Source organism: Mesorhizobium sp. M0676, assembly GCF_040320535.1.
Classification (GTDB): domain Bacteria; phylum Pseudomonadota; class Alphaproteobacteria; order Rhizobiales; family Rhizobiaceae; genus Mesorhizobium.
The window spans coordinates 84,243-102,643 of the sequence record NZ_JAMYPU010000015.1; the positions used below are offsets into that span (position 1 = coordinate 84,243).

At 62.5% G+C, this 18,401-nt stretch carries 20 protein-coding genes; 12 read left to right on the plus strand and 8 right to left on the minus strand.

Annotated elements, in window-relative coordinates:
* Positions 1–480 precede the first annotated feature (480 nt).
* From NKI35_RS18190 to phoB, 6 genes are all read left to right on the plus strand, one after another.
* On the plus strand, positions 481–1,509 hold the full coding sequence (locus NKI35_RS18190) for a substrate-binding domain-containing protein (RefSeq protein ID WP_352741147.1): 1,029 nt from the start codon (positions 481–483) through the stop codon (positions 1,507–1,509).
* Positions 1,510–1,605: 96 nt separating this feature from the next.
* Entirely contained in the window at positions 1,606–3,066 is a 1,461-nt protein-coding gene (pstC, locus tag NKI35_RS18195; protein WP_023706293.1) for a phosphate ABC transporter permease subunit PstC, read from the plus strand.
* Positions 3,063–4,379 (plus strand): phosphate ABC transporter permease PstA, encoded by a 1,317-nt coding sequence (gene pstA / locus NKI35_RS18200; RefSeq protein ID WP_352623583.1) that lies wholly within the window; start codon positions 3,063–3,065, stop codon positions 4,377–4,379. The genes pstC and pstA overlap by 4 nt, the downstream gene beginning before the upstream one ends.
* Positions 4,380–4,396: 17 nt before the next feature.
* On the plus strand, positions 4,397–5,221 hold the full coding sequence (pstB, locus tag NKI35_RS18205; protein WP_023670110.1) for a phosphate ABC transporter ATP-binding protein PstB: 825 nt from the start codon (positions 4,397–4,399) through the stop codon (positions 5,219–5,221).
* A 40-nt stretch (positions 5,222–5,261) separates the two neighbouring features.
* Positions 5,262–5,966, plus strand: a complete 705-nt coding sequence (gene phoU, locus NKI35_RS18210; protein ID WP_352741150.1) for a phosphate signaling complex protein PhoU — start codon at positions 5,262–5,264, stop codon at positions 5,964–5,966.
* Positions 5,967–5,982: 16 nt separating this feature from the next.
* Positions 5,983–6,672, plus strand: coding sequence for a phosphate regulon transcriptional regulator PhoB (gene phoB, locus NKI35_RS18215; RefSeq protein ID WP_031193203.1), 690 nt, complete (start codon positions 5,983–5,985; stop codon positions 6,670–6,672).
* Between the two features lie 30 nt (positions 6,673–6,702).
* Here the strand turns inward: phoB and NKI35_RS18220 are convergent, their stop codons facing one another.
* Complete coding sequence (locus NKI35_RS18220) at positions 6,703–7,938, minus strand: ROK family transcriptional regulator (protein WP_352741152.1); 1,236 nt, start codon at positions 7,936–7,938, stop codon at positions 6,703–6,705.
* A 265-nt stretch (positions 7,939–8,203) separates the two neighbouring features.
* Between NKI35_RS18220 and xylF the strand changes: the two genes are divergently transcribed.
* The 4 genes from xylF to NKI35_RS18240 all read left to right on the plus strand — a co-directional run bounded on the left by xylF (position 8,204) and on the right by NKI35_RS18240 (position 13,318).
* Complete coding sequence (gene xylF, locus NKI35_RS18225; RefSeq protein WP_352741154.1) at positions 8,204–9,244, plus strand: D-xylose ABC transporter substrate-binding protein; 1,041 nt, start codon at positions 8,204–8,206, stop codon at positions 9,242–9,244.
* A gap of 144 nt (positions 9,245–9,388) precedes the next feature.
* On the plus strand, positions 9,389–10,705 hold the full coding sequence (locus NKI35_RS18230; protein WP_352462175.1) for a sugar ABC transporter permease: 1,317 nt from the start codon (positions 9,389–9,391) through the stop codon (positions 10,703–10,705).
* A 12-nt stretch (positions 10,706–10,717) separates the two neighbouring features.
* Positions 10,718–11,515 (plus strand): ATP-binding cassette domain-containing protein, encoded by a 798-nt coding sequence (locus NKI35_RS18235; protein WP_352741156.1) that lies wholly within the window; start codon positions 10,718–10,720, stop codon positions 11,513–11,515.
* A gap of 156 nt (positions 11,516–11,671) precedes the next feature.
* Entirely contained in the window at positions 11,672–13,318 is a 1,647-nt protein-coding gene (locus NKI35_RS18240; RefSeq protein WP_352741158.1) for a CHASE domain-containing protein, read from the plus strand.
* Between the two features lie 39 nt (positions 13,319–13,357).
* Here NKI35_RS18240 and NKI35_RS18245 read toward each other — a convergent pair whose 3' ends face one another.
* The 6 genes from NKI35_RS18245 to NKI35_RS18270 form a co-directional block, all read right to left on the minus strand.
* Entirely contained in the window at positions 13,358–13,600 is a 243-nt protein-coding gene (locus NKI35_RS18245; protein ID WP_023818436.1) for a YMGG-like glycine zipper-containing protein, read from the minus strand.
* Between the two features lie 82 nt (positions 13,601–13,682).
* Entirely contained in the window at positions 13,683–14,009 is a 327-nt protein-coding gene (locus NKI35_RS18250; protein WP_352741159.1) for a hypothetical protein, read from the minus strand.
* Positions 14,010–14,152: 143 nt separating this feature from the next.
* Positions 14,153–14,329: a hypothetical protein gene (locus NKI35_RS18255; RefSeq protein WP_023690108.1), complete on the minus strand. Its 177-nt coding sequence runs from the start codon at positions 14,327–14,329 to the stop codon at positions 14,153–14,155.
* A gap of 129 nt (positions 14,330–14,458) precedes the next feature.
* Positions 14,459–15,493 (minus strand): sensor histidine kinase, encoded by a 1,035-nt coding sequence (locus tag NKI35_RS18260; RefSeq protein ID WP_352741161.1) that lies wholly within the window; start codon positions 15,491–15,493, stop codon positions 14,459–14,461.
* Between the two features lie 160 nt (positions 15,494–15,653).
* Positions 15,654–15,821 carry a DUF1328 domain-containing protein gene (locus tag NKI35_RS18265; protein ID WP_023670098.1) on the minus strand — a complete coding sequence of 56 codons (168 nt, stop codon included), beginning with the start codon at positions 15,819–15,821 and terminating at the stop codon, positions 15,654–15,656.
* A gap of 219 nt (positions 15,822–16,040) precedes the next feature.
* Positions 16,041–16,835 (minus strand): response regulator, encoded by a 795-nt coding sequence (locus NKI35_RS18270; protein WP_023670097.1) that lies wholly within the window; start codon positions 16,833–16,835, stop codon positions 16,041–16,043.
* A gap of 212 nt (positions 16,836–17,047) precedes the next feature.
* Between NKI35_RS18270 and NKI35_RS18275 the strand changes: the two genes are divergently transcribed.
* Both NKI35_RS18275 and NKI35_RS18280 read left to right on the plus strand, forming a co-directional pair.
* Positions 17,048–17,251, plus strand: a complete 204-nt coding sequence (locus NKI35_RS18275; protein ID WP_023670096.1) for a NepR family anti-sigma factor — start codon at positions 17,048–17,050, stop codon at positions 17,249–17,251.
* A gap of 3 nt (positions 17,252–17,254) precedes the next feature.
* Complete coding sequence (locus NKI35_RS18280; RefSeq protein ID WP_023670095.1) at positions 17,255–17,806, plus strand: sigma-70 family RNA polymerase sigma factor; 552 nt, start codon at positions 17,255–17,257, stop codon at positions 17,804–17,806.
* Positions 17,807–17,862: 56 nt separating this feature from the next.
* Here the strand turns inward: NKI35_RS18280 and NKI35_RS18285 are convergent, their stop codons facing one another.
* Positions 17,863–18,180, minus strand: a complete 318-nt coding sequence (locus NKI35_RS18285) for a response regulator (RefSeq protein WP_050485906.1) — start codon at positions 18,178–18,180, stop codon at positions 17,863–17,865.
* Between the last annotated feature and the right edge of the window lie 221 nt (positions 18,181–18,401).

Genomic DNA, 18,401 nt, shown 5'->3' on the forward strand with positions numbered 1-18,401 from the left:
CGGGATTCGGCCGCGCCGCAACAGCCAAGGATATGGTGCGATCGCACCATATCAAAGCTGGCGCCCAGTCAGGACAATGGTCGCAACGAAACCGCTCATTCAGTTACGGGCGGGAGCAAGCGACCGCCGACAAGAAACAGCGTCGAATCTACCCCAACGGACCTGTTTTTGGCGATGGCTCGGCCAAGATTCGCTCTGGTCACGGGCAACGCGCTCCCGTCCGGTTTTTCTTTCTCGGCATCGCGGCCTGCGGTGTGCCGGGACTTGATGCCAGCACGAATTGCGCAAGCGTCTGATTCCAGCGGCAACTTCCATTCCCACAAACCGGCTTAAAGGGTGCGGCCCACAAGACGTCTGTGCGACGTTACCGGGCTGACACGAAACTGTCATGCGACTGTAATAATCGAAGGCTATTGGCCTCAGCGGGCGCCGGTTTGAAGAGGGCGCCAAGAGACCATCTTCCGAACAGGAGCAGGCCACATGAAGAAATTCCTCGTTACGGCATCGGCCGTGGCGGTAGCGTTCGCCGCATCGTCCGGTGTCGCCGCTGCGCGTGACCAGATCCAGGTCGCCGGTTCGTCGACCGTGCTGCCTTACGCCAAGATCGTCGCCGAGCAGTTCGGCGAAACCTTCACCAACTTCAAGACCCCGGTGGTCGAGTCCGGCGGCAGCGGCGCCGGCATCAAGGAGTTCTGCAAGGGCGTCGGCGAAGACACGATCGATATCGCCAACTCCTCGCGCCCGATCAAGAAGGACGAGCTGAAGTCCTGCGCCGACGCCGGCGTCAAGGACGTCCAGGAAGTCCGCATCGGCTATGACGGCATCGTCTTTGCCACCGACATCAAGGGTCCGGACTGGGCGCTGGTTCCCGCCGACATCTACAAGGCGCTCGCCGCCAAGCTGGTGGTCGACGGCAAGCTGGTCGACAACCCGAACACCAAGTGGAACCAGGTCAATCCGAAGCTGCCCGACTGGGATATCGCCGCCTATATCCCGGGTGAGAAGCACGGCACCCGTGAAGTGTTCGAGACCAAGCTGCTCGACGCCGGCTGCGACAAGGCCGCTTTGAAGGCTGCCGGCATCGCCGACGACAAGGAAATCGGCAAGACCTGCATCGCCATCCGCAAGGACGGCAAGGCTGTCGACATCGATGGCGACTACACCGAGACGCTGGCCCGCATCGACTCCAACAAGACCGGCGTTGGCGTGTTCGGCCTCGCCTTCTACGAGAACAATGCCGACAAGCTGAAGGTCGCTACCGTGGAAGGCATCGTGCCTTCGACGCAGACCATCGCCGATGGCACGTACCCCGTGTCGCGGCCGTTGTTCTTCTACGTCAAGAAGGCGCATCTGGGCGTCGTTCCCGGCCTCAAGGAATATGTCGAGTTCTTCCTTGATGACCAGATGATCGGCCCGGAAAGCCCGCTCGCCCAGTACGGCCTGGTTTCCGCTCCCGACGCCGAACGTCAGGGCCAGCGCGACGCCTTCGCCGCCGAAAAGACGATGTAATCAACCGACCGGATCAGGGCGCGGACCAAATCCGCGCCCTGATTTCGCCGCTTGCCGCAACGGTGGCGGCGATCTGAATTTTCCCTGGGGTGGGTGATGTCGTCCTTGCTCGTACTCGCCATAGTCATCGCCATAGGCGTGGTCGCTTTTGTGATCGGCCGCCAGCGCGCAGCGGCGCAGGATACCGGCAAGGTCAAGCCGCATTCGCGCGCGCATTATCATGGCTGGTGGGCCTTTCTGCTCGCGGTCCTGCCTGCCGTCCTGCTGCTCGCCGTCTGGGATATCGGCTCTTCCTTCTATCTCGACCGGCACATCCATGCCGCTTTGCCCGAGCGCACCGCCGACACAAAGGTGGCCAGCGAAGCGCTCGACGCCAGCCTGGTGAAGAGCCTGGCCAAGGGCCTGCGCCGGCTCGATGGCGATACCGCACTTCCCGCTACTTTCGCCGAATTGCAGCCGCTGCTCGCCGCCAAGGGCGTGGCACTGGCCAGCGACACACAGGACTATATGATCCCGATCGCGGTCGAGGCGAACCAGGTCCAGGACCGGCTCGGCCTGTTCGGCGCCGTGCTGACCTTCGCGCTGTCGGTCGCCGGCGCCTTCTATGCGCTGAGGCAGATCGCGCCGCGCGCCAGGGCGCGCAACAATGTCGAGAAGCTGATGCTGTGGGGGCTGCTTGCGGCCTCGACCATCGCCATCCTGACCACGGTCGGCATCGTGCTGTCGATGCTGTTCCAGACGATCACCTTCTTCGAGAGCGTGTCGCCGATGAGCTTCTTCTTCGGCACGGTGTGGGATCCGCGTTTCGCCGCCGCCGGTTCCGGCGGCAGCCAGGGTCAGTTCGGCCTGATCCCGCTTCTTGCCGGCACGCTCTACATCGCCGCCGTCGCCCTTCTGGTGGCAGTGCCGGTCGGGCTGATGTCGGCGGTCTACATGTCCGAATATGCCTCGCGCGGTGTGCGCTCGGTGGTCAAGCCGGCGTTGGAACTGCTGGCCGGCATTCCGACCATCGTCTACGGCATCTTCGCCGTTGTCACGCTCGGACCGTTCTTGCGCGACCTGTCGGCGGCACTCACCGGCGGCTCGCCCTTCATCCAGGGCCAGAGCATCTTCACCGCCGGTCTGGTGATGGGCGTCATGCTGATCCCGGTCGTGTCCTCTTTGTCCGACGACATCATCACCGCGGTGCCGCGCGCAATGCGTGACGGCTCGCTCGGCCTCGGCGCCACGCGCTCCGAGACGATCAAGCGGGTGATCCTGCCGGCGGCACTGCCCGGCATCGTCGGCGCCATCCTGTTGACGGCGTCGCGCGCCATCGGCGAGACTATGATCGTCGTGCTGGCGGCGGGCGTCGCCGCCAATCTGACGGCCAATCCGTTCGAGGCGATGACGACCATCACCGTTAAGATTGTCAACCAGCTGACCGGCGATCTCGAGTTCAACTCGCCGCAGACGCTGGTCGCCTTCGCGCTCGGCCTGACGCTGTTCGCGCTGACGCTGGTGATGAACATCGTCGCCCTCTACATCGTGCGCAAGTACCGGGAGCAGTACGAATGACCGACATCCCCCTGGACACGATGGCGGGTGCCGTCGCGCGTCCGCGCCGCGACATCGGGCTGAAGGCGCGCTATGCCGCCGAACGCCGGTTCCGCATCTATGGCGTGATTGCGATCTCGGTGGGCCTGGCGTTCCTGGCCATCATGTTGATCACCATCGTCTCGAAAGGCTACACCGCCTTCTGGCAGACGACGGTGACGCTGCCGGTCACCTTCGACGAGAAGGTGATCGATCCCTCCGGCAAGCGCGCGACCGACCCTACCGTGCTGATCAAGGCGAACTATCCCAAGCTCGCCGAAAACGCGCTGGTGGCCAAGCTCGGCATCGATCCGGCCAACAAGCCGATGATGCTGAAGCTCAAGGGCTTCCTGTCGGAAGGCGCCCGCGTCCAGCTGCGCGACATCGTCTCCGCCGATCCGTCGGTGATCGGCACGACGCGTGACGTCGACATCCTGGCCGCCGCCAATCTCGACTCGGCCTTCAAGGGCCAGATCGACCTCGGCGTCGATGAAGCGCGCCGCAAGGTGTCCAACCAGCAGATCGACTGGATGAACAAGCTCAAAGCCGAAGGCGCGATGGCCGAGCATTTCAACACCGGCCTGTTCAGCTATGGCGCCTCCAGCCGGCCCGAGACGTCGGGCATGGGCGTGGCCATCATCGGTTCGTTCTACATGATGGTGATCGTGCTTTTGCTGGCGCTGCCGATCGGCGTCGCCGCCTCGATCTATCTGGAGGAGTTCGCCAAGAAGAACCGCTTTACGGACCTGATCGAAGTCAACATCAACAATCTCGCGGCGGTGCCGTCGATCGTCTTCGGTCTGCTTGGCCTTGCCGTGTTCATCAACTTCCTCGGCATGCCGCGCTCGGCTTCCTTCGTCGGCGGCCTGGTGCTGACCTTGATGACGCTGCCGACCATCATCATCGCCACGCGCGCCGCCCTCGCCGCGGTGCCGCCGTCGATCCGCTCGGCGGCGCTCGGCCTCGGCGCCTCCAAGATGCAGATGGTGTTCCATCACATCCTGCCGCTTGCCGCCCCAGGCATCCTTACCGGCACCATCATCGGCCTGGCGCGTGCGCTCGGCGAGACAGCACCGCTGCTCTTGATCGGCATGGTCGCTTTCGTCGCCGATTATCCGACGACGCCTTTCGATCCGGCGACCGCGCTGCCGGTTCAGATCTATATGTGGGCAAACGAGGCTGAGCGCGCTTTTGTCGAGCGCATGTCCGGCGCCATCATCATCCTGCTCGTCTTCCTCATGGCCATGAACATCACCGCGATCGTGCTCCGGCGCCGGTTCGAGCGGCGCTGGTAGAAAAAAGGCAATTTGGTATGAACATCATGACCGAACAGTCCCTTGAGAATGCAGTGGGCGACAAAATGAACGCCAAGTCGAACGAAGTCATCAAGATGCGCGGCGACAAGGTCGGCGTCTTCTACGGCGAGAAGCAGGCGTTGTTCGACGTCAATCTCGACGTCCGCCAGAACCAGGTGACGGCGCTGATCGGCCCGTCCGGCTGCGGCAAGTCGACCTTCCTGCGCTGCCTCAACCGCATGAACGACACCATCGATTCGGCGCGGGTGACCGGCAAGATCACGCTCGATGAAGACGACATCTACGACAAGAACATCGATGTCGTCGAACTGCGCGCCCGCGTCGGCATGGTGTTCCAGAAACCCAACCCGTTCCCGAAGTCGATCTACGAGAACGTCGCCTACGGCCCGCGCATCCATGGGCTGGCCAAGCGCAAGTCCGACATGGACCAGATCGTCGAGCAGAGCCTGAAGAAGGCTGCGATCTGGAACGAGGTCAAGGACCGCCTGCAGGAGCCCGGCACCGGCCTGTCCGGCGGCCAGCAGCAGCGCCTGTGCATCGCGCGCGCCATCGCCGTGTCGCCGGAAGTGATCCTGATGGATGAGCCCTGCTCGGCGCTTGATCCGATCGCCACCGCCCGTGTCGAGGAGCTGATAGACGAGCTGCGCCAGAACTACACGATCGTCATCGTCACCCACTCGATGCAGCAGGCGGCGCGCGTGTCGCAGCGCACGGCGATGTTCCATCTCGGCTATCTCGTCGAGGAGGGCGCAACCGACAAGATGTTCACCAACCCCGACGACAAGCGCACCCAGGATTACATTACCGGCCGCTTCGGCTGAACCTTCCGGCGGGTGAATTTCAGGCACGAGGACCAAGATCATGGGTGAACATACCGTCGCCTCCTTCGATGAAGAGCTCGGGCAGATCAGCAAGCTGATCCGCGACATGGGCGATCTGGCAGGCTCGATGCTCAGCGGCTCGACCAGGGCGCTGCTCAATTCGGACAATGCGCTGGCACAGCGTGTCGTTTCCGACGACGCCATCATGGATGCGCGCCAGCGCGAACTGGACGACCGCGCCATCACGCTGATCGCCAAGCGCCAGCCGATGGCCAACGATCTGCGCGCCGTGGTCGGCTCGATCCGCATGGCCGGCGACCTCGAGCGCATCGGCGATCTCGCCAAGAACATCGCCAAGCGCGTCGGCACCGTGGGCCTCAGTGTCACGCCGCGCGACCTGTCGCACTCCATCGACGCCATGGCGCAGCTGGTGCTGATCCAGGTGCAAGGCGTCGTCGAGGAATATGCCGCCACCGATGCGGCAGCGCTTGCAAAACTCAGGAATGACGACGAGCGCATCGACGTCAAATACACGTCCGTGTTTCGTGAGCTCTTGACCTACATGATGGAAGACCCTCGCAACATCACCGCCTGCACGCATCTCTTGTTCTGCGCCAAGAATCTTGAGCGCATCGGCGATCATGTCACCAACATCGCCGAAAATGCGTATTATGTGCTGACCGGCCAGCAACTGCCCGCCAATCGTCCGAAGCAGGACGAGACGGCGATGGCCATGCCGGCCTGATGAGGGTGAACTGCCGATGATCGCGCCACGCATCATGGTCGTGGAGGACGAGGAACCGCTAGGCGTGCTCCTCCGCTACAACCTCGAATCCGAAGGCTATCACGTCGAGGTGGTGACACGCGGCGACGAGGCCGAGATCCGCCTGCAGGAAAACGTGCCCGATCTCCTGGTGCTCGACTGGATGGTGCCCGCTGTTTCCGGCATCGAGCTCTGCCGGCGGCTTAGAGTGCGGCCCGAAACCGAGCGGCTGCCGATCATCATGCTGACCGCGCGCGGTGAGGAAAGCGATCGCGTGCGCGGCCTGTCCACCGGCGCCGACGACTATCTGGTCAAGCCATTCTCGACGCCGGAGTTCATGGCGCGAGTGAAGGCGCTGCTGCGCCGGGCCAAGCCGGAAGTGCTGTCCAGCGTGCTCAAGGTCGGCGACATCGTGCTCGACCGCGAGTCGCACCGTGTCTACCGCAAGAAGAGCGAGATCAGGCTCGGACCGACCGAGTTCCGGCTGCTCGAATTCATGATGCGCCATCCCGGCCGCGTGTTCTCGCGCAGCCAACTGCTCGACAATGTCTGGGGCGAGACGATCTATATCGACGAGCGAACCGTTGACGTCCATGTCGGGCGCTTACGCAAAGCGGTCAACAACGGCCGCATGCCGGATGTCATCCGTACCATTCGCGGCGCTGGCTACGCGATCAGGGAAGACTAGGATGCTGCGCGTCGCGCCGTTGCCGGCCATTCAGGCGACATGCTTGCCGGATTTGGCCTGAATGCCCGGCGCGAAAATCTCCTGATCGACGAAGCCGAGCGCGCGCATGGCACAGCCTTCGCGGATCAGCGGCAGCTCGTTGGGCTCGGTGTCGAAGGAGATCGATTTCGAGTGCTGGCCGCCGGCGGTCTGGGCGATCGCTTCGCGCAATGCCGGTTCGATCAAGTCGAAGGCGGCGGCGCTGACGCCGACCATGGCGACGGGTGCCGGATCGATCAGTGCAAACAGGCTGCCGAGGCCGAAGCCGAGCGCCTCGCCGGCCCTGCGATAGGCTTCGCGCTCCGGGCCATCGGTTTCGCGGGCGCGCGCGGCGAGTGCGCGCATATCAGCGTCGCCGACATCGACCGGCTCGGCATCTTCGCTCATCATTTTGGCGCTGCGCCAGATGGCGTAGTTTCCGGCATAGGCCTCGACGCAGCCGCGCCGCCCGCAGCGGCAGAGCGCGCCGCCCGGACGGTGGATCATGTGGCCGAACTCGCCGCCCGAGGAATGGGTGCCGGTGAACAGTTCGCCTTTCAGCACCAGTCCCATGCCGATGCCGTGCGACAAGAGGATGGCGATAAAATTGTCGCGGTAGCGCTCGGGCTGGCGCCATTGCAGCGCCACCGCCATCATGTTGCAGTCGTTCTCCATGGTGGCCGGAATGCCGAATTCCGCTTCCAACATGTCGGCGAAGGCAATGTCGGTCAGTGGCGTGATTGGCGACCACAGCATGGCGCGCGCCTGCGAATCGGTGATGCCCTGGATGCCCATGGCAATGCGGGCGATGCTCTGGACATCGAGGTCGGGATCCTCAAGCCGCCGCCGGACGATTGCTACGCATTCGCCAATCAGCTCGTCGCGCGGCTTGGTCAGCGTGTCCAGCCGGCGCTGTTCCTCGGCGACGACGTGGCCGGCATAGTCGATGACGGTGACGGACAGGAAATTGAGCGACAGCACGACGGTCATCACCGCCGCCGCTTCCGGGTTGAGGCCAAGGCCGACCTGCGGCCGGCCGCGTTTCAGTGCGCCTGTCTCGCCAGGTTTGCCTTCAATCAGGATGCCTTCTTCAATCAGATCAGACGAGATTGCCGATATGGTCGAGTGGCTGAGGCCGGTGGTCGCCGCAATCTCGGTCCGCGACGGCTGGCCGGCCCGGCGCACGGCCGAAATCACCATGGCACGGTTGCGACGGCGCAGATCGTCGTGGCGGATTCCAACCGACATTTGTTTCCTCCCGGCCTCCTCGCGCCTCATGATAGTGAAGGCGTTCGACGGCACCAGCCAAATATTGGCAGACGCCGGCAGCCCTGTCATTGTTTATTGCGGACCTCGAAAAAAATCGGCAAGGGCCATCAGAATCCATCAGAATCGATGTTGACAGCGCCTTATCATTGAACCAGTATTTTTTCGAGGCTCGAAAAATAGGGCCTCTGTGTGCCGGCCCTCGGGCCAGTTTTGTCGCGCCGCACGCGGCGCAGGGAGGATTATGATGAACAGATTTGCAGCCGCCATGCTGGCGGGTGTCGCCATGTCGCTGGCGCTGATGTCGGTCGCGCAGGCGAAGGACAAGGTCATCGGCGTGTCGTGGTCGAACTTCCAGGAAGAGCGCTGGAAGACCGACGAGGCTGCGATGAAAACGGCGATCGAGGCTGCCGGCGACAAGTACATTTCCGCCGACGCGCAGTCCAATCCCGGCAAGCAGCTGACCGACGTCGAAAGCCTGATCTCGCAGGGCGCCAACTCTCTGATCATCCTGGCGCAGGACGCCTCGGCCATCGGCCCGGCGGTGCAGAAGGCGCTGGACGAAGGCATTCCGGTCGTCGGCTATGACCGCCTGATCGAGAACAAGGACGTCTTTTACCTGACCTTCGACAACAAGGAAGTCGGCCGCATGCAGGCCCGCGAAGTGTTCAAGGCGAAGCCCGAAGGCAACTATGTCTTCATTAAGGGCTCTGGCTCGGATCCGAATGCCGATTTCCTGTTCTCGGGCTCGATGGAAGTGCTCAAGGAAGCCATCGACTCGGGCAAGATCAAGAATGTCGGCGAGGCCTATACCGATGGCTGGCTGCCGGCCAACGCCCAGACGAACATGGAACAGTTCCTGACCGCCAACGACAACAAAGTCGATGCCGTGGTTGCGGCGAATGACGGCACCGCCGGCGGCGTTGTCGCCGCGCTGACGGCGCAGGGCCTCGCCGGAACGGTTCCGGTCTCGGGCCAGGATGGCGACCATGCCGCTCTGAACCGCATCGCACTCGGCACGCAGACGGTGTCGGTGTGGAAGGACGCGCGCGAACTCGGCAAGAACGCCGCCGAGATCGCCTCGCAGCTCGCCGATGGCAAGAAGACGGGCGACATTGCCGGCGCCAAGGACTTCACCACGCCTGGCGGCAACACCGTCAAGTCGCTGTTCCTGACCCCCGTCGCGATCACCAAGGACAACCTCAACGTCGTCATCGACGCCGGCTGGATCAAGAAGGACGAAGTCTGCACAGGCGTCGCCGCAGGCAGCGTCGCGGCTTGCAACTGATCTCGACGACTTGAAGAAATGAGGCGCCGCGGCGGTCAAGCCGCGGCGTTTTCTCTACGAGAATTGTGTGTTTCCGCCATCGGCGGCAAACTTCTAGGCTGTGGTCCGGCATCCGCGCCAGACGGCAAGCCGCTGGAGGACATCATGACCGACACGACCTCAAATCCGCAGGCCGATACGGCACGAGCGTCTGAACTCGGCGCGGTCGCCCGGTTCCTGAAGGCGACCGAGCTCGACACGCGCATGCTCGGCATGGTCGGCGCGCTGCTGGTCATCTGGGTCGGCATACATATCCTGTCGGGCGGGCTTTTCCTGACGCCGCGCAATCTTTGGAACCTGTCGGTGCAGACGTCCTCGGTCGCGATCATGGCTACCGGCATGGTACTGGTCATCGTCATGCGCAACATCGACCTTTCGGTGGGCTCCGTCGAAGGCGTGATCGGCATGATCATGGGCGTGGCACAGGCCGAATTCCTGATTCGCGTCATCGGCTTCCAGCTTGGAAACCCCTGGCTCTGGGTCGTCGCGCTTGCCGCCGGCGTGGTGCTTGGTCTGCTGATCGGCGCGTTCCAGGGCTTCATCATCGCCTATATGCAGGTTCCGGCCTTCATCGTGACGCTTGGTGGCCTGCTGGTCTGGCGTGGCATGGCATGGCTCATCACCAGCGGGCGCACGGTCGCGCCACTCGACGCCACCTTCCAGCTGATGGGCGGCGGACCACGCGGCTCGATTGGCGCCGCTGCCAGCTGGATCGTCGGCATCGTCGCCTGCGCGGCGGTCGCCTTCGCGCTGCTCAACGGTCGCTCGCAGCGCAAGCGCTTCAGCTTTCCACTGCGCCCCGTCTGGGCCGAGACCCTGCTTGGCGTGGTCGCTTGCGCGGCCATCCTCGGCGCCGTGTGGATCGCCAATTCCTATCCATGGCCGATCGGCATCGTGCGCCAGTACGCACAGCAGAACGGCATCACCGTTCCCGAAGGCGGGCTGTTCATCGCGCATGGCATCGCCATACCGGTGCTGATGGCGGTGATTGTCGGCATCATCATGACGTTCATCACCAAGCGCACGCGTTTCGGCCGCTATGTCTTCGCCATCGGCGGCAATCCGGAGGCAGCGGAACTCGCCGGCATCAACACGCGCTGGGTGACCATGAAGGTGTTCATGATCATGGGTGTGCTGGCTGCAATCAGCGCGGCGATCTCGTCGGCCCGTCTCAATGCGTCAACCAATGCGCTGGGCACACTGGACGAGCTTTTGGTGATCGCGGCCGCTGTCATCGGCGGCACGTCGCTCGCGGGCGGCGCCGGAACGGTGATGGGCGCCATGCTCGGCGCGCTTCTGATGCAGTCGCTGCAATCCGGCATGGTGCTGCTCGGCATCGACTCGCCGCTGCAGAGCATTGTCGTTGGCGCTGTCCTGGTCATCGCCGTCTGGCTCGACACCGTCTACCGCAAGCGCGTCTAGGGAGGAACGATTATGGAAAAAACTGCTCCCACCGGTACGCCACTGATCGACATGCGCAACATCTCGATCGCGTTCGGTGGCATTCGCGCCGTCGACGATGCGTCCATCGATCTTTTCCCGGGCGAAGTGGTGGCGCTGCTTGGCCACAACGGCGCCGGTAAGTCGACGCTGATCAAGATCCTGTCGGGCGCCCACAAGCGCGATGCCGGCCAGATCTTGGTCAACGGCCAGGAGGCCTCGATCTCCAATCCGCGCGACGCCAAGAAATACGGCATCGAAACGATCTACCAGACGCTTGCGCTGGCCGACAATGTCGATGCTGCCGCCAACCTCTTCCTCGGCCGCGAACTGATGACCGCGTGGGGGACACTCGACGATGTCGCCATGGAGGCCGAGGCGCGCAAGGTGATGGGCCGGCTCAATCCGCGCTTCCAGCGCTTCAAGGAGCCCGTGATCAAGCTATCGGGCGGCCAGCGCCAGTCGGTGGCGATCGCACGCGCCATCCTGTTCAACGCCCGCATCCTGATCATGGACGAACCGACGGCCGCGCTTGGGCCGCAGGAGACGGCGCAGGTCGGCGAACTGGTCAAGCAGCTCAAGGCCGACGGCATCGGCATTTTCCTGATCAGCCACGACATTCACGACGTGTTCGAGCTTGCCGACCGAGTCTGCGTAATGAAGAACGGCCAGGTCGTCGGCACCGCGCGCACCACCGATGTGACCCAGGACGAAGTGCTCGGCATGATCATCCTGGGAAAGTGCCCGCCCGGCGCCATTCCCGGTCCGGGTGCGCTGAAGATCGCGGCCTGAGACCACGCTATCGTCAGCTGTCATGTTCACTGATGCTCGAGATCGATAAGCCGGCTAAATATGCATGATATGCCAGCTGTCATTATGGCTTGGCCGCGCCATTGTCTTGCCGCGGCGACTTGCCCATAAAGGTCCCGAACCGTCCATGGGCCTGCGTTGAAGAAGTTTTTCCCGATCCTTGCCTTCATTGCCGTTGCACTGATCAGCCTGACGATGGCGGGCTTCGCCTATTTCGCGACCCAGGAAGCGGCGCGCATCAAGTTTGAGGCGACGGCCGACGACGCGCTCAACCGCATCGAAAGCCGTATCGATCTGCATCTGTCACTGCTGCGCTCGACGCAGGCGCTGTTCGACGCCCGCAACGGCGAGATTTCAGGTAGCGAATTCAAGGCCTTCTTCAGCGCCCTCAATGTCGATAACAATTTCGCCGGCTTGCGCGGCATCGGCTATCTCAGGCTGGCCAAGACCGGTGACGAAGCGGCGGTCGAGCGCGACATGTTGCGCGACCGCGGCGCCGCCCACACGGTCTATCCGGACACGACACAGCCGTGGCGCACGCCCGTCGTGCTGTTCGAGCCGCTCGACCCTGCCAACGAATCCACCATCGGCTACGACATGTTCACCGAGCCGGTGCGGCGCGAGGCGATCGAAAAAGCGCTGGCCGATGACGCACAGCACGCAAGCGGTCTGGTCCAACTCGGCCAGGACACGGGCGCGGCGCAGACCTTTACCGGTTTCCTGGTCTTCGTCAGGCTCAATGTCGAAACCGCGCCGGATGGTATCAACGCGTCCAGATCATCGACATCAGGCCTTCTCTACGCGGCCTTCCGCGCCCGCGACCTGTTCCAGACCGCGCTCAGCCGCACGCCTTTGCTGCCGGTCAACACCGCGATCTATGACGGCACGGCCGACGCCGACAATCTTCTGTTCCAGTCGGAGACGCCGCCGGTTGCGAGCTTTGGCGACAGGCTGTTGGTGACGCGCAAGATCATCGTCGCCGGTCGGCCCTGGACGGTGCTGTTTCGGCCGACAAGTGCATTTTCGCAACCGTCCTCGCGCGCCATTCCGGTCATGCTCGGGCTGTTCGGCCTGCTTCTGGCCGGCGCCATAGCGTTGGTGGCCCGCTACCAGGAGCGCGCCTACGACGCCAAGTCGCTGCTGCATGAAACGACGGAAAAAAGCCTGCTCGAAAAGGATTTGATGCTGCAGGAGATGAAGCATCGAATCAAGAATTCGATCACGCGGGTGCTGGCGATTGCGCGCCAGACGGCGGCGCAAGCAACCGACGTGCAGGAGTTCTCAACTTCCTTCTCGGCCCGCCTGCAGGCAATGGCGGCTTCCCAGGACATGCTGACGCGTTCGCGCTGGCAGAAGGCCGATCTTGGCGACCTGCTGCGCATCGAGCTCGGCCAGGTATTCGGCAAGGAGCTTCCGGAAGGGATATTGTCAGGGCCTCAGGTGCTGCTCGACGAGAGGACGACGCAGGCGCTTGGCCTGACCTTTCACGAACTGGCGACGAATGCGCTGAAATATGGCGAGGCCGGCAATTCCGTGGGTGCGCTGAAGGTCAACTGGTCGTTCGAGGGGCGCGGGTCCGAGCGGATGCTGGTTCTGAACTGGCGCGAGGCCGGGCAGAAGGAACTCGAAGCGCCGTCGAAGACCGGCTTCGGCACCAAGCTGATCGACCTCAATGTCACGCAGGAATTGCGCGGCACGATTGCCCGAGATTTTCGCGTCGATGGGCTTACGGTGGAAATCAGGATCCCGCCGCCTCATGCAGGCAAACAAACGGAGACCGGCTGACTGGTCTCCGTCTCGATTGTTTGACGCTTGTGAAGCGGATCAGCAGCGAGCGGTGTAGAGCCGGCCGTGATTGTCGCGATACTGGCAATAGCCGTTGCGCAGGTTGCGCACCAGCAGACCGGAACCGGCGCCAACGGCTGCGCCGATCAGCGCACCCTTGCCGCCGCCGATCAGTCCGCCGGCCAAAGCACCGACACCGGCGCCGACGCCGACATCCTGCTCGGTCGTGCTGCAGCCGCTGACGGCGACCACCGCAACCATGGCAATAATCAATTTCCGCATAGAATCTCTCCTCACTTTGTCCTCACTTTAGTAAGCTCCAGCCGCTATTTAGCACGAAACAGCAGCCTTTGCCCGCTCGATCTTATTGTTGGCTAAGAGAGTCTTTTTCGCGGCGCGTCGCATTCGACGCGACCACGACATTGGAAATCTGCAAAGACGCGTCGAGGGTGCCGTCCGGGCGCACGTTCCAGACGATCTGGTCGTAATCATCCTCCAGCGCGGGGTCGACCGCAAGACATTTGGCAACGACGTGCTCGGCCTGATCCTGCACGTCGCCGGCAGCGAATGGACGTTCTGCCGTGCATGCTTCGGCGGTTTCGAAAACGCTGACCGGCACCGGCAGTTCACGGCATTCGGTCATGTTGTTCGAACAGCCAATTACCAAAAGCAAAGCGGCGATGTGTTCCACGGCGACACGTCCTCTCGCCATAAGAACGGTCCACAGCCGTCAAAGTTCCTGTGCCGAAAAGGGGCGTTAATAATTGGTCGGCTACGAACTGGAAAGCTTCTGAGCCAGGCTGCGTGGGAGCAGCGTGAACCTGAGCATCTGGCTCAGGCCAATTGCGACGCCACGATCAGCACAACAGCGGCGACGAGCGCGACAGCGGCGAAGCGAAGCAAGGGGTGCCAGGCGTGCTGCAAAGGCGAGGCTGAAGCATCAGGATCCTGAAAGCCGCTCATCGACACCCGGGCGGCCTGCTCCAGCCTGTTCATATCGGCAACCGTCATGATCATTCCTCCCATACTCGCGTTGCAGGCTGCGGCCGAAACATCGGTTGAATCGGTCAAGATCCAGCAATCTCTGGGAACCACAGCATCGGATTTTATGGTGAACAGCCGGTTAAGGAATCCCGCCGCTCATTCGGTTTCGAAATTGCCGTGCGGAACGACGAGGCGATATTCGAGGCGCTCACTGGTGATCTCCAGCGTCGCCGTGCCGTTCAGCGATGCCGGCACGACACGTTCGAGGGCAACGCTGCCGAAGCGTTTCTCGGTGCGCCTGTTATCATTGGCGACAATGGCCTCGACCCAGGTCAGCGACAAAGCCGGCTTGTCTGCGGCCTCTGCGACGTTCGACAGATCGGCGGTTACCTCGACAAAGCCGTCCGGCCGCGCCAGGGCGCCGTAGCTGAATGAATTGACGGCGAGTTCGTGCATTGCCAGTCCAATATGAATGGCCGCGTTGGGATTGAGGTAGGGGTTGACGCCATTGAAGCGCAGGCTCTGCGCGGGATCGGCGCCGTAGCGAACGACCTGGCCGCGGATAAGCTCGCGAAGTGCTGCACCCCGCCAGTTCGACGACGTTACCAGATCCTGGGAGGAAGCCAGTGACTGCAGGCGGCCGCGAAAGCGCTTCAGGAAATCGTCGGGTGTCTCGGAATAGCGGCCGGTCTGGGTGGCAATACTCTGGATGATGGCCAACAGGTTCTTGGAGCGGTGGCTGACTTCGCGCAACAGCGTCTTCAGCGTCTGTTCGCGGCGTTTCTGCTCGGTGGTTTCCACCATCGTGGTGACGACGCCCTGCACGTCGCCGCGATGGCCCCGATCGGCATCGACCCATACCTGGAACCAGCGCATGCCATCACCGGTGGGTACACTCAGTTCAAGGCGTTCCGGATTGCCGGAAGCGATCACATTGCCTTTGGCGGCGGCGATTTGTTCAGCCTGCGCCGGTGGCAGCGCGCCGTTGCTGTCGGCTGTGTCTGAGACCCACGGCGCGCGCATGTTGCGGGCCCATACAGTCTTCAATTCACGATCCTGATAGAGGACGGAAATGCCGGCATTGTGCAGAGCGTGAAGCAATGCCCGGCCAAGCTGCATTCCGCTTTCAGCCGGGTGCAGTGCGATCACCTCGTCGCCCTGTCCGCTCTCGCCTCCGCCAATAGAACGCATCAATCACCTGTCCACCTGATCAGGACTGAACGATTCACTTGAACTCAGTTCCTGAGTAGGTCCCCAGAAAAGGTCCGCCGGACGATGTCCCGTTGAAGGACATCGCCCGGCGGTGGCTGGAAACCGTTTGAGGGGTGCGGCTTCCAGTGTTCGCCCGCTCCTACGATGCCCGTCTGAACAGGCCGGCCAGAAGCGAGATGACGAGGAAGGCGAGAAAGATGAAGAACAATATTTGCGCGATACCGGCCGAGGTACCGGCGATGCCGCCGAAACCAAGCGCGCCGGCGATGATCGCCACGACGAGAAATACGAGCGCCCAGTAGAGCATGATCTGTCTCCTTCCGATACTGGATCAAAAACGTGAGTGATTGCTGTTTGTTCCACCATTTCCCGAAAAAGAAGGTCTTTGGAAGAGGCCCGGATGCGAATTGATTCACGCGCGTGCGTCCCATACGGAGCGACGGGCAGCCGCTGATCGCCGGTTTGGCGATCGCCAGTGCCGGCAACGCTGCGAGGCGGCGAAAAGTTGGAGATTGAAGGCCCTACTTCACGCGGCGGCCTTGGCCTGCCGGTCGAAGAACAGCGCTTGGCTGATCAGCGCCTTTACCATGTCGGGATTGAACGGCTTGGTGACGAGGAAGGCCGGTTCCGGCCGCTCGCCGGTCAGCAGACGTTCGGGGAAGGCGGTGATGAAGATTACCGGCACCGAAGTCGACGACAGGATTTCGTTGACCGCATCGATACCCGAGCTGCCATCGGCAAGCTGAATGTCGGCCAGCACCATCTTCGGCCTTGTCTTGCCGAACATCGCCACCGCCTCGGTATGGGTGCGCGCGGTTCCGACCACGTGGTGGCCGAGGCTCTCGACCATTTCCTCGATGTCCATGGCGATCAGCGGCTCGTCCTCGATGATCAGCACATCGGTCGCCACCTGGCGAGAGATCTCATTGCTCGCCTGGGCAAGCAGTTCGGAGAATTCCTTGGCGTCGACATCGAGAATTTCAGCTGCCTCGTCTTCACCGAAGCCTTCGACCGCGACCAGCAGGAAAGCCTGGCGTGGCCGTGGCGCAATGGCGTTCAGATTGGCGGCGGCGCGCTGCTCCCATGCCGATTGCGCCTGCTCCTGCGGAACGCGGATGGCAATGGAGGTGAACAGTTTGGCGAATACCTTGTAGAGCGCGATGCGGTCGCTTGACGCTTGCGGGAAGATGTCGACGTCGGCGATGATGGCTTCGAGCATCGCGGCGACCAGCGCATCGCCACTCTCCTGCGATCCGGATACGGCGCGTGAAAAGCGGCGCAGGAACGGCAGGTGCGGAGCGATGGTTGCGGAAAGGCTCATGGTAGACGTCTCCCTCAGATGACGTGATTGCATAGATTGCAGGTCAAGCTGATTGCAAGCCCCAACATCCAAACGCGGGTTTTGCGAAAAAGTTCCGACACTTGTGGAACGAAACTGCACGGGCGACGTTTGTGGTGCGATGGGCAACCAGACGAGGGGGCCGCTTTGCGTTGTGTAATGGGGCGGCTCGGGGCGCTGGATTTAAGGGCGAAATGAAGGACATGAATAAAGAAACGCTGGCTGGCGCCGCTGACAGGCGCCGGGCCAATTCCGGCGACCCGCTCGGGGCGAATTCGGAAATTGGCCGTAAACTCAAACAGTATTATGACGAGCTGGTCTCGGACAATGTGCCGGATCGCTTTGCCCAGTTGCTCAGCCAACTGGAAAAGGCCGAACCCGCACAGAAGAAGGACTGAGGCATGGCAGCTGTCTCACAAGGGTTCAAGACCGACCTGCTCGGCTCGATCCCGAGCCTGCGGGCCTTTGCCGTGTCGCTGACGCAGAATGCCGACAAGGCCGACGATCTGGTGCAGGAGACGCTGGTCAAGGCTTGGGACAAGCATGAGAGCTTTCAGCCCGGCACAAATCTCAAGGCATGGCTGTTCACCATCCTGCGCAACGAGTTCTATTCCCAGATGCGCAAGCGCGGCCGCGAGGTGCAGGACAGCGATGGCATCATGACGGCCAGGCTTGCCGTTCATCCGGCTCAGCACGGCCAGCTTGACCTCAAGGATTTTCGCGGCGCGCTCGAGCAACTCCCCGAGGACCAGCGCGAAGCCATCATCCTCATCGGCGCTTCAGGCTTTTCCTATGAAGAGGCCGCCGAAATCTGCGGCTGTGCGGTCGGAACGATCAAGAGCCGGGTCAGCCGGGCCCGCACACGGTTGCAGGAGATCCTCAAAATCTCCGGCGAAGACGAATACGGGCCGGACGCGATCTCGTCCCAGGTGACGGGTTCAAACGCTGCCTGACGGCGGAGGCCCCGTTTGCGGGCCTGGGCTCTCTACACATACGCATCGAAGATATCTCAGACTGGCGCGCGGCCGCAGGCCGCCGCCAGAGCCTCGACGAGATCGGTCCCCGAATAAGGCTTGGTGACCAGGCGGATGCCGGGAAAAGACCCTTTGATCTCATCGGGGTCCGAATAGCCGGAGGCAAAGACAAACGGCAGGCCCGATTGGCGCAACCGCGCGGCGAAATCGAGTGTGGACGTTCCGCCCAGCATGAGGTCCACGATAGCGGCGTCGAACTCGCCAACGACCTTCTGCTCATCGATCTCGGCCAGAGCGCGGGCAATCACTACGTCGTTCGCGCCATGGTCGCGGCAAAGCTGCTCGACATCCATGGCGATCAGGAATTCATCCTCCAAGACAAGAATTCGCAATCCCTCAAGCAATGGCGGCACTTGGCAATCTCTCCTCAATTCTTGCAGCATCGGGTACAGTGACTCCAGTCAACCGCATCGCGGACCTTGGGGGATCGGTCAGGCCTTAATCCGAAAAGTTCGCCCACCGGCTCTACTCCACAAGCGAGCTTCGAATTCGCCTCAGTGGAGTGTAGCGAGTC

Excerpts from the sequence above, each read along its gene's own strand:
- NKI35_RS18255 (WP_023690108.1), bottom strand. The coding sequence starts at position 14,329 with ATGACGGTTGCCGATATGAACAGGCTGGAGCAGGCCGCCCGGGTGTCG.
- NKI35_RS18285 (WP_050485906.1), bottom strand. The coding sequence starts at position 18,180 with ATGGATGTCGAGCAGCTTTGCCGCGACCATGGCGCGAACGACGTAGTG.
- xylF (WP_352741154.1), top strand. The coding sequence starts at position 8,204 with ATGAACAGATTTGCAGCCGCCATGCTGGCGGGTGTCGCCATGTCGCTG.
- pstB (WP_023670110.1), top strand. The coding sequence starts at position 4,397 with ATGAACATCATGACCGAACAGTCCCTTGAGAATGCAGTGGGCGACAAA.
- NKI35_RS18270 (WP_023670097.1), bottom strand. The coding sequence starts at position 16,835 with ATGAGCCTTTCCGCAACCATCGCTCCGCACCTGCCGTTCCTGCGCCGC.
- pstA (WP_352623583.1), top strand. The coding sequence starts at position 3,063 with ATGACCGACATCCCCCTGGACACGATGGCGGGTGCCGTCGCGCGTCCG.
- pstC (WP_023706293.1), top strand. The coding sequence starts at position 1,606 with ATGTCGTCCTTGCTCGTACTCGCCATAGTCATCGCCATAGGCGTGGTC.
- NKI35_RS18275 (WP_023670096.1), top strand. The coding sequence starts at position 17,048 with ATGAAGGACATGAATAAAGAAACGCTGGCTGGCGCCGCTGACAGGCGC.
- NKI35_RS18280 (WP_023670095.1), top strand. The coding sequence starts at position 17,255 with ATGGCAGCTGTCTCACAAGGGTTCAAGACCGACCTGCTCGGCTCGATC.
- NKI35_RS18235 (WP_352741156.1), top strand. The coding sequence starts at position 10,718 with ATGGAAAAAACTGCTCCCACCGGTACGCCACTGATCGACATGCGCAAC.
- NKI35_RS18220 (WP_352741152.1), bottom strand. The coding sequence starts at position 7,938 with ATGTCGGTTGGAATCCGCCACGACGATCTGCGCCGTCGCAACCGTGCC.
- NKI35_RS18245 (WP_023818436.1), bottom strand. The coding sequence starts at position 13,600 with ATGCGGAAATTGATTATTGCCATGGTTGCGGTGGTCGCCGTCAGCGGC.
- phoB (WP_031193203.1), top strand. The coding sequence starts at position 5,983 with ATGATCGCGCCACGCATCATGGTCGTGGAGGACGAGGAACCGCTAGGC.
- NKI35_RS18190 (WP_352741147.1), top strand. The coding sequence starts at position 481 with ATGAAGAAATTCCTCGTTACGGCATCGGCCGTGGCGGTAGCGTTCGCC.
- NKI35_RS18265 (WP_023670098.1), bottom strand. The coding sequence starts at position 15,821 with ATGCTCTACTGGGCGCTCGTATTTCTCGTCGTGGCGATCATCGCCGGC.
- phoU (WP_352741150.1), top strand. The coding sequence starts at position 5,262 with ATGGGTGAACATACCGTCGCCTCCTTCGATGAAGAGCTCGGGCAGATC.
- NKI35_RS18260 (WP_352741161.1), bottom strand. The coding sequence starts at position 15,493 with ATGCGTTCTATTGGCGGAGGCGAGAGCGGACAGGGCGACGAGGTGATC.
- NKI35_RS18230 (WP_352462175.1), top strand. The coding sequence starts at position 9,389 with ATGACCGACACGACCTCAAATCCGCAGGCCGATACGGCACGAGCGTCT.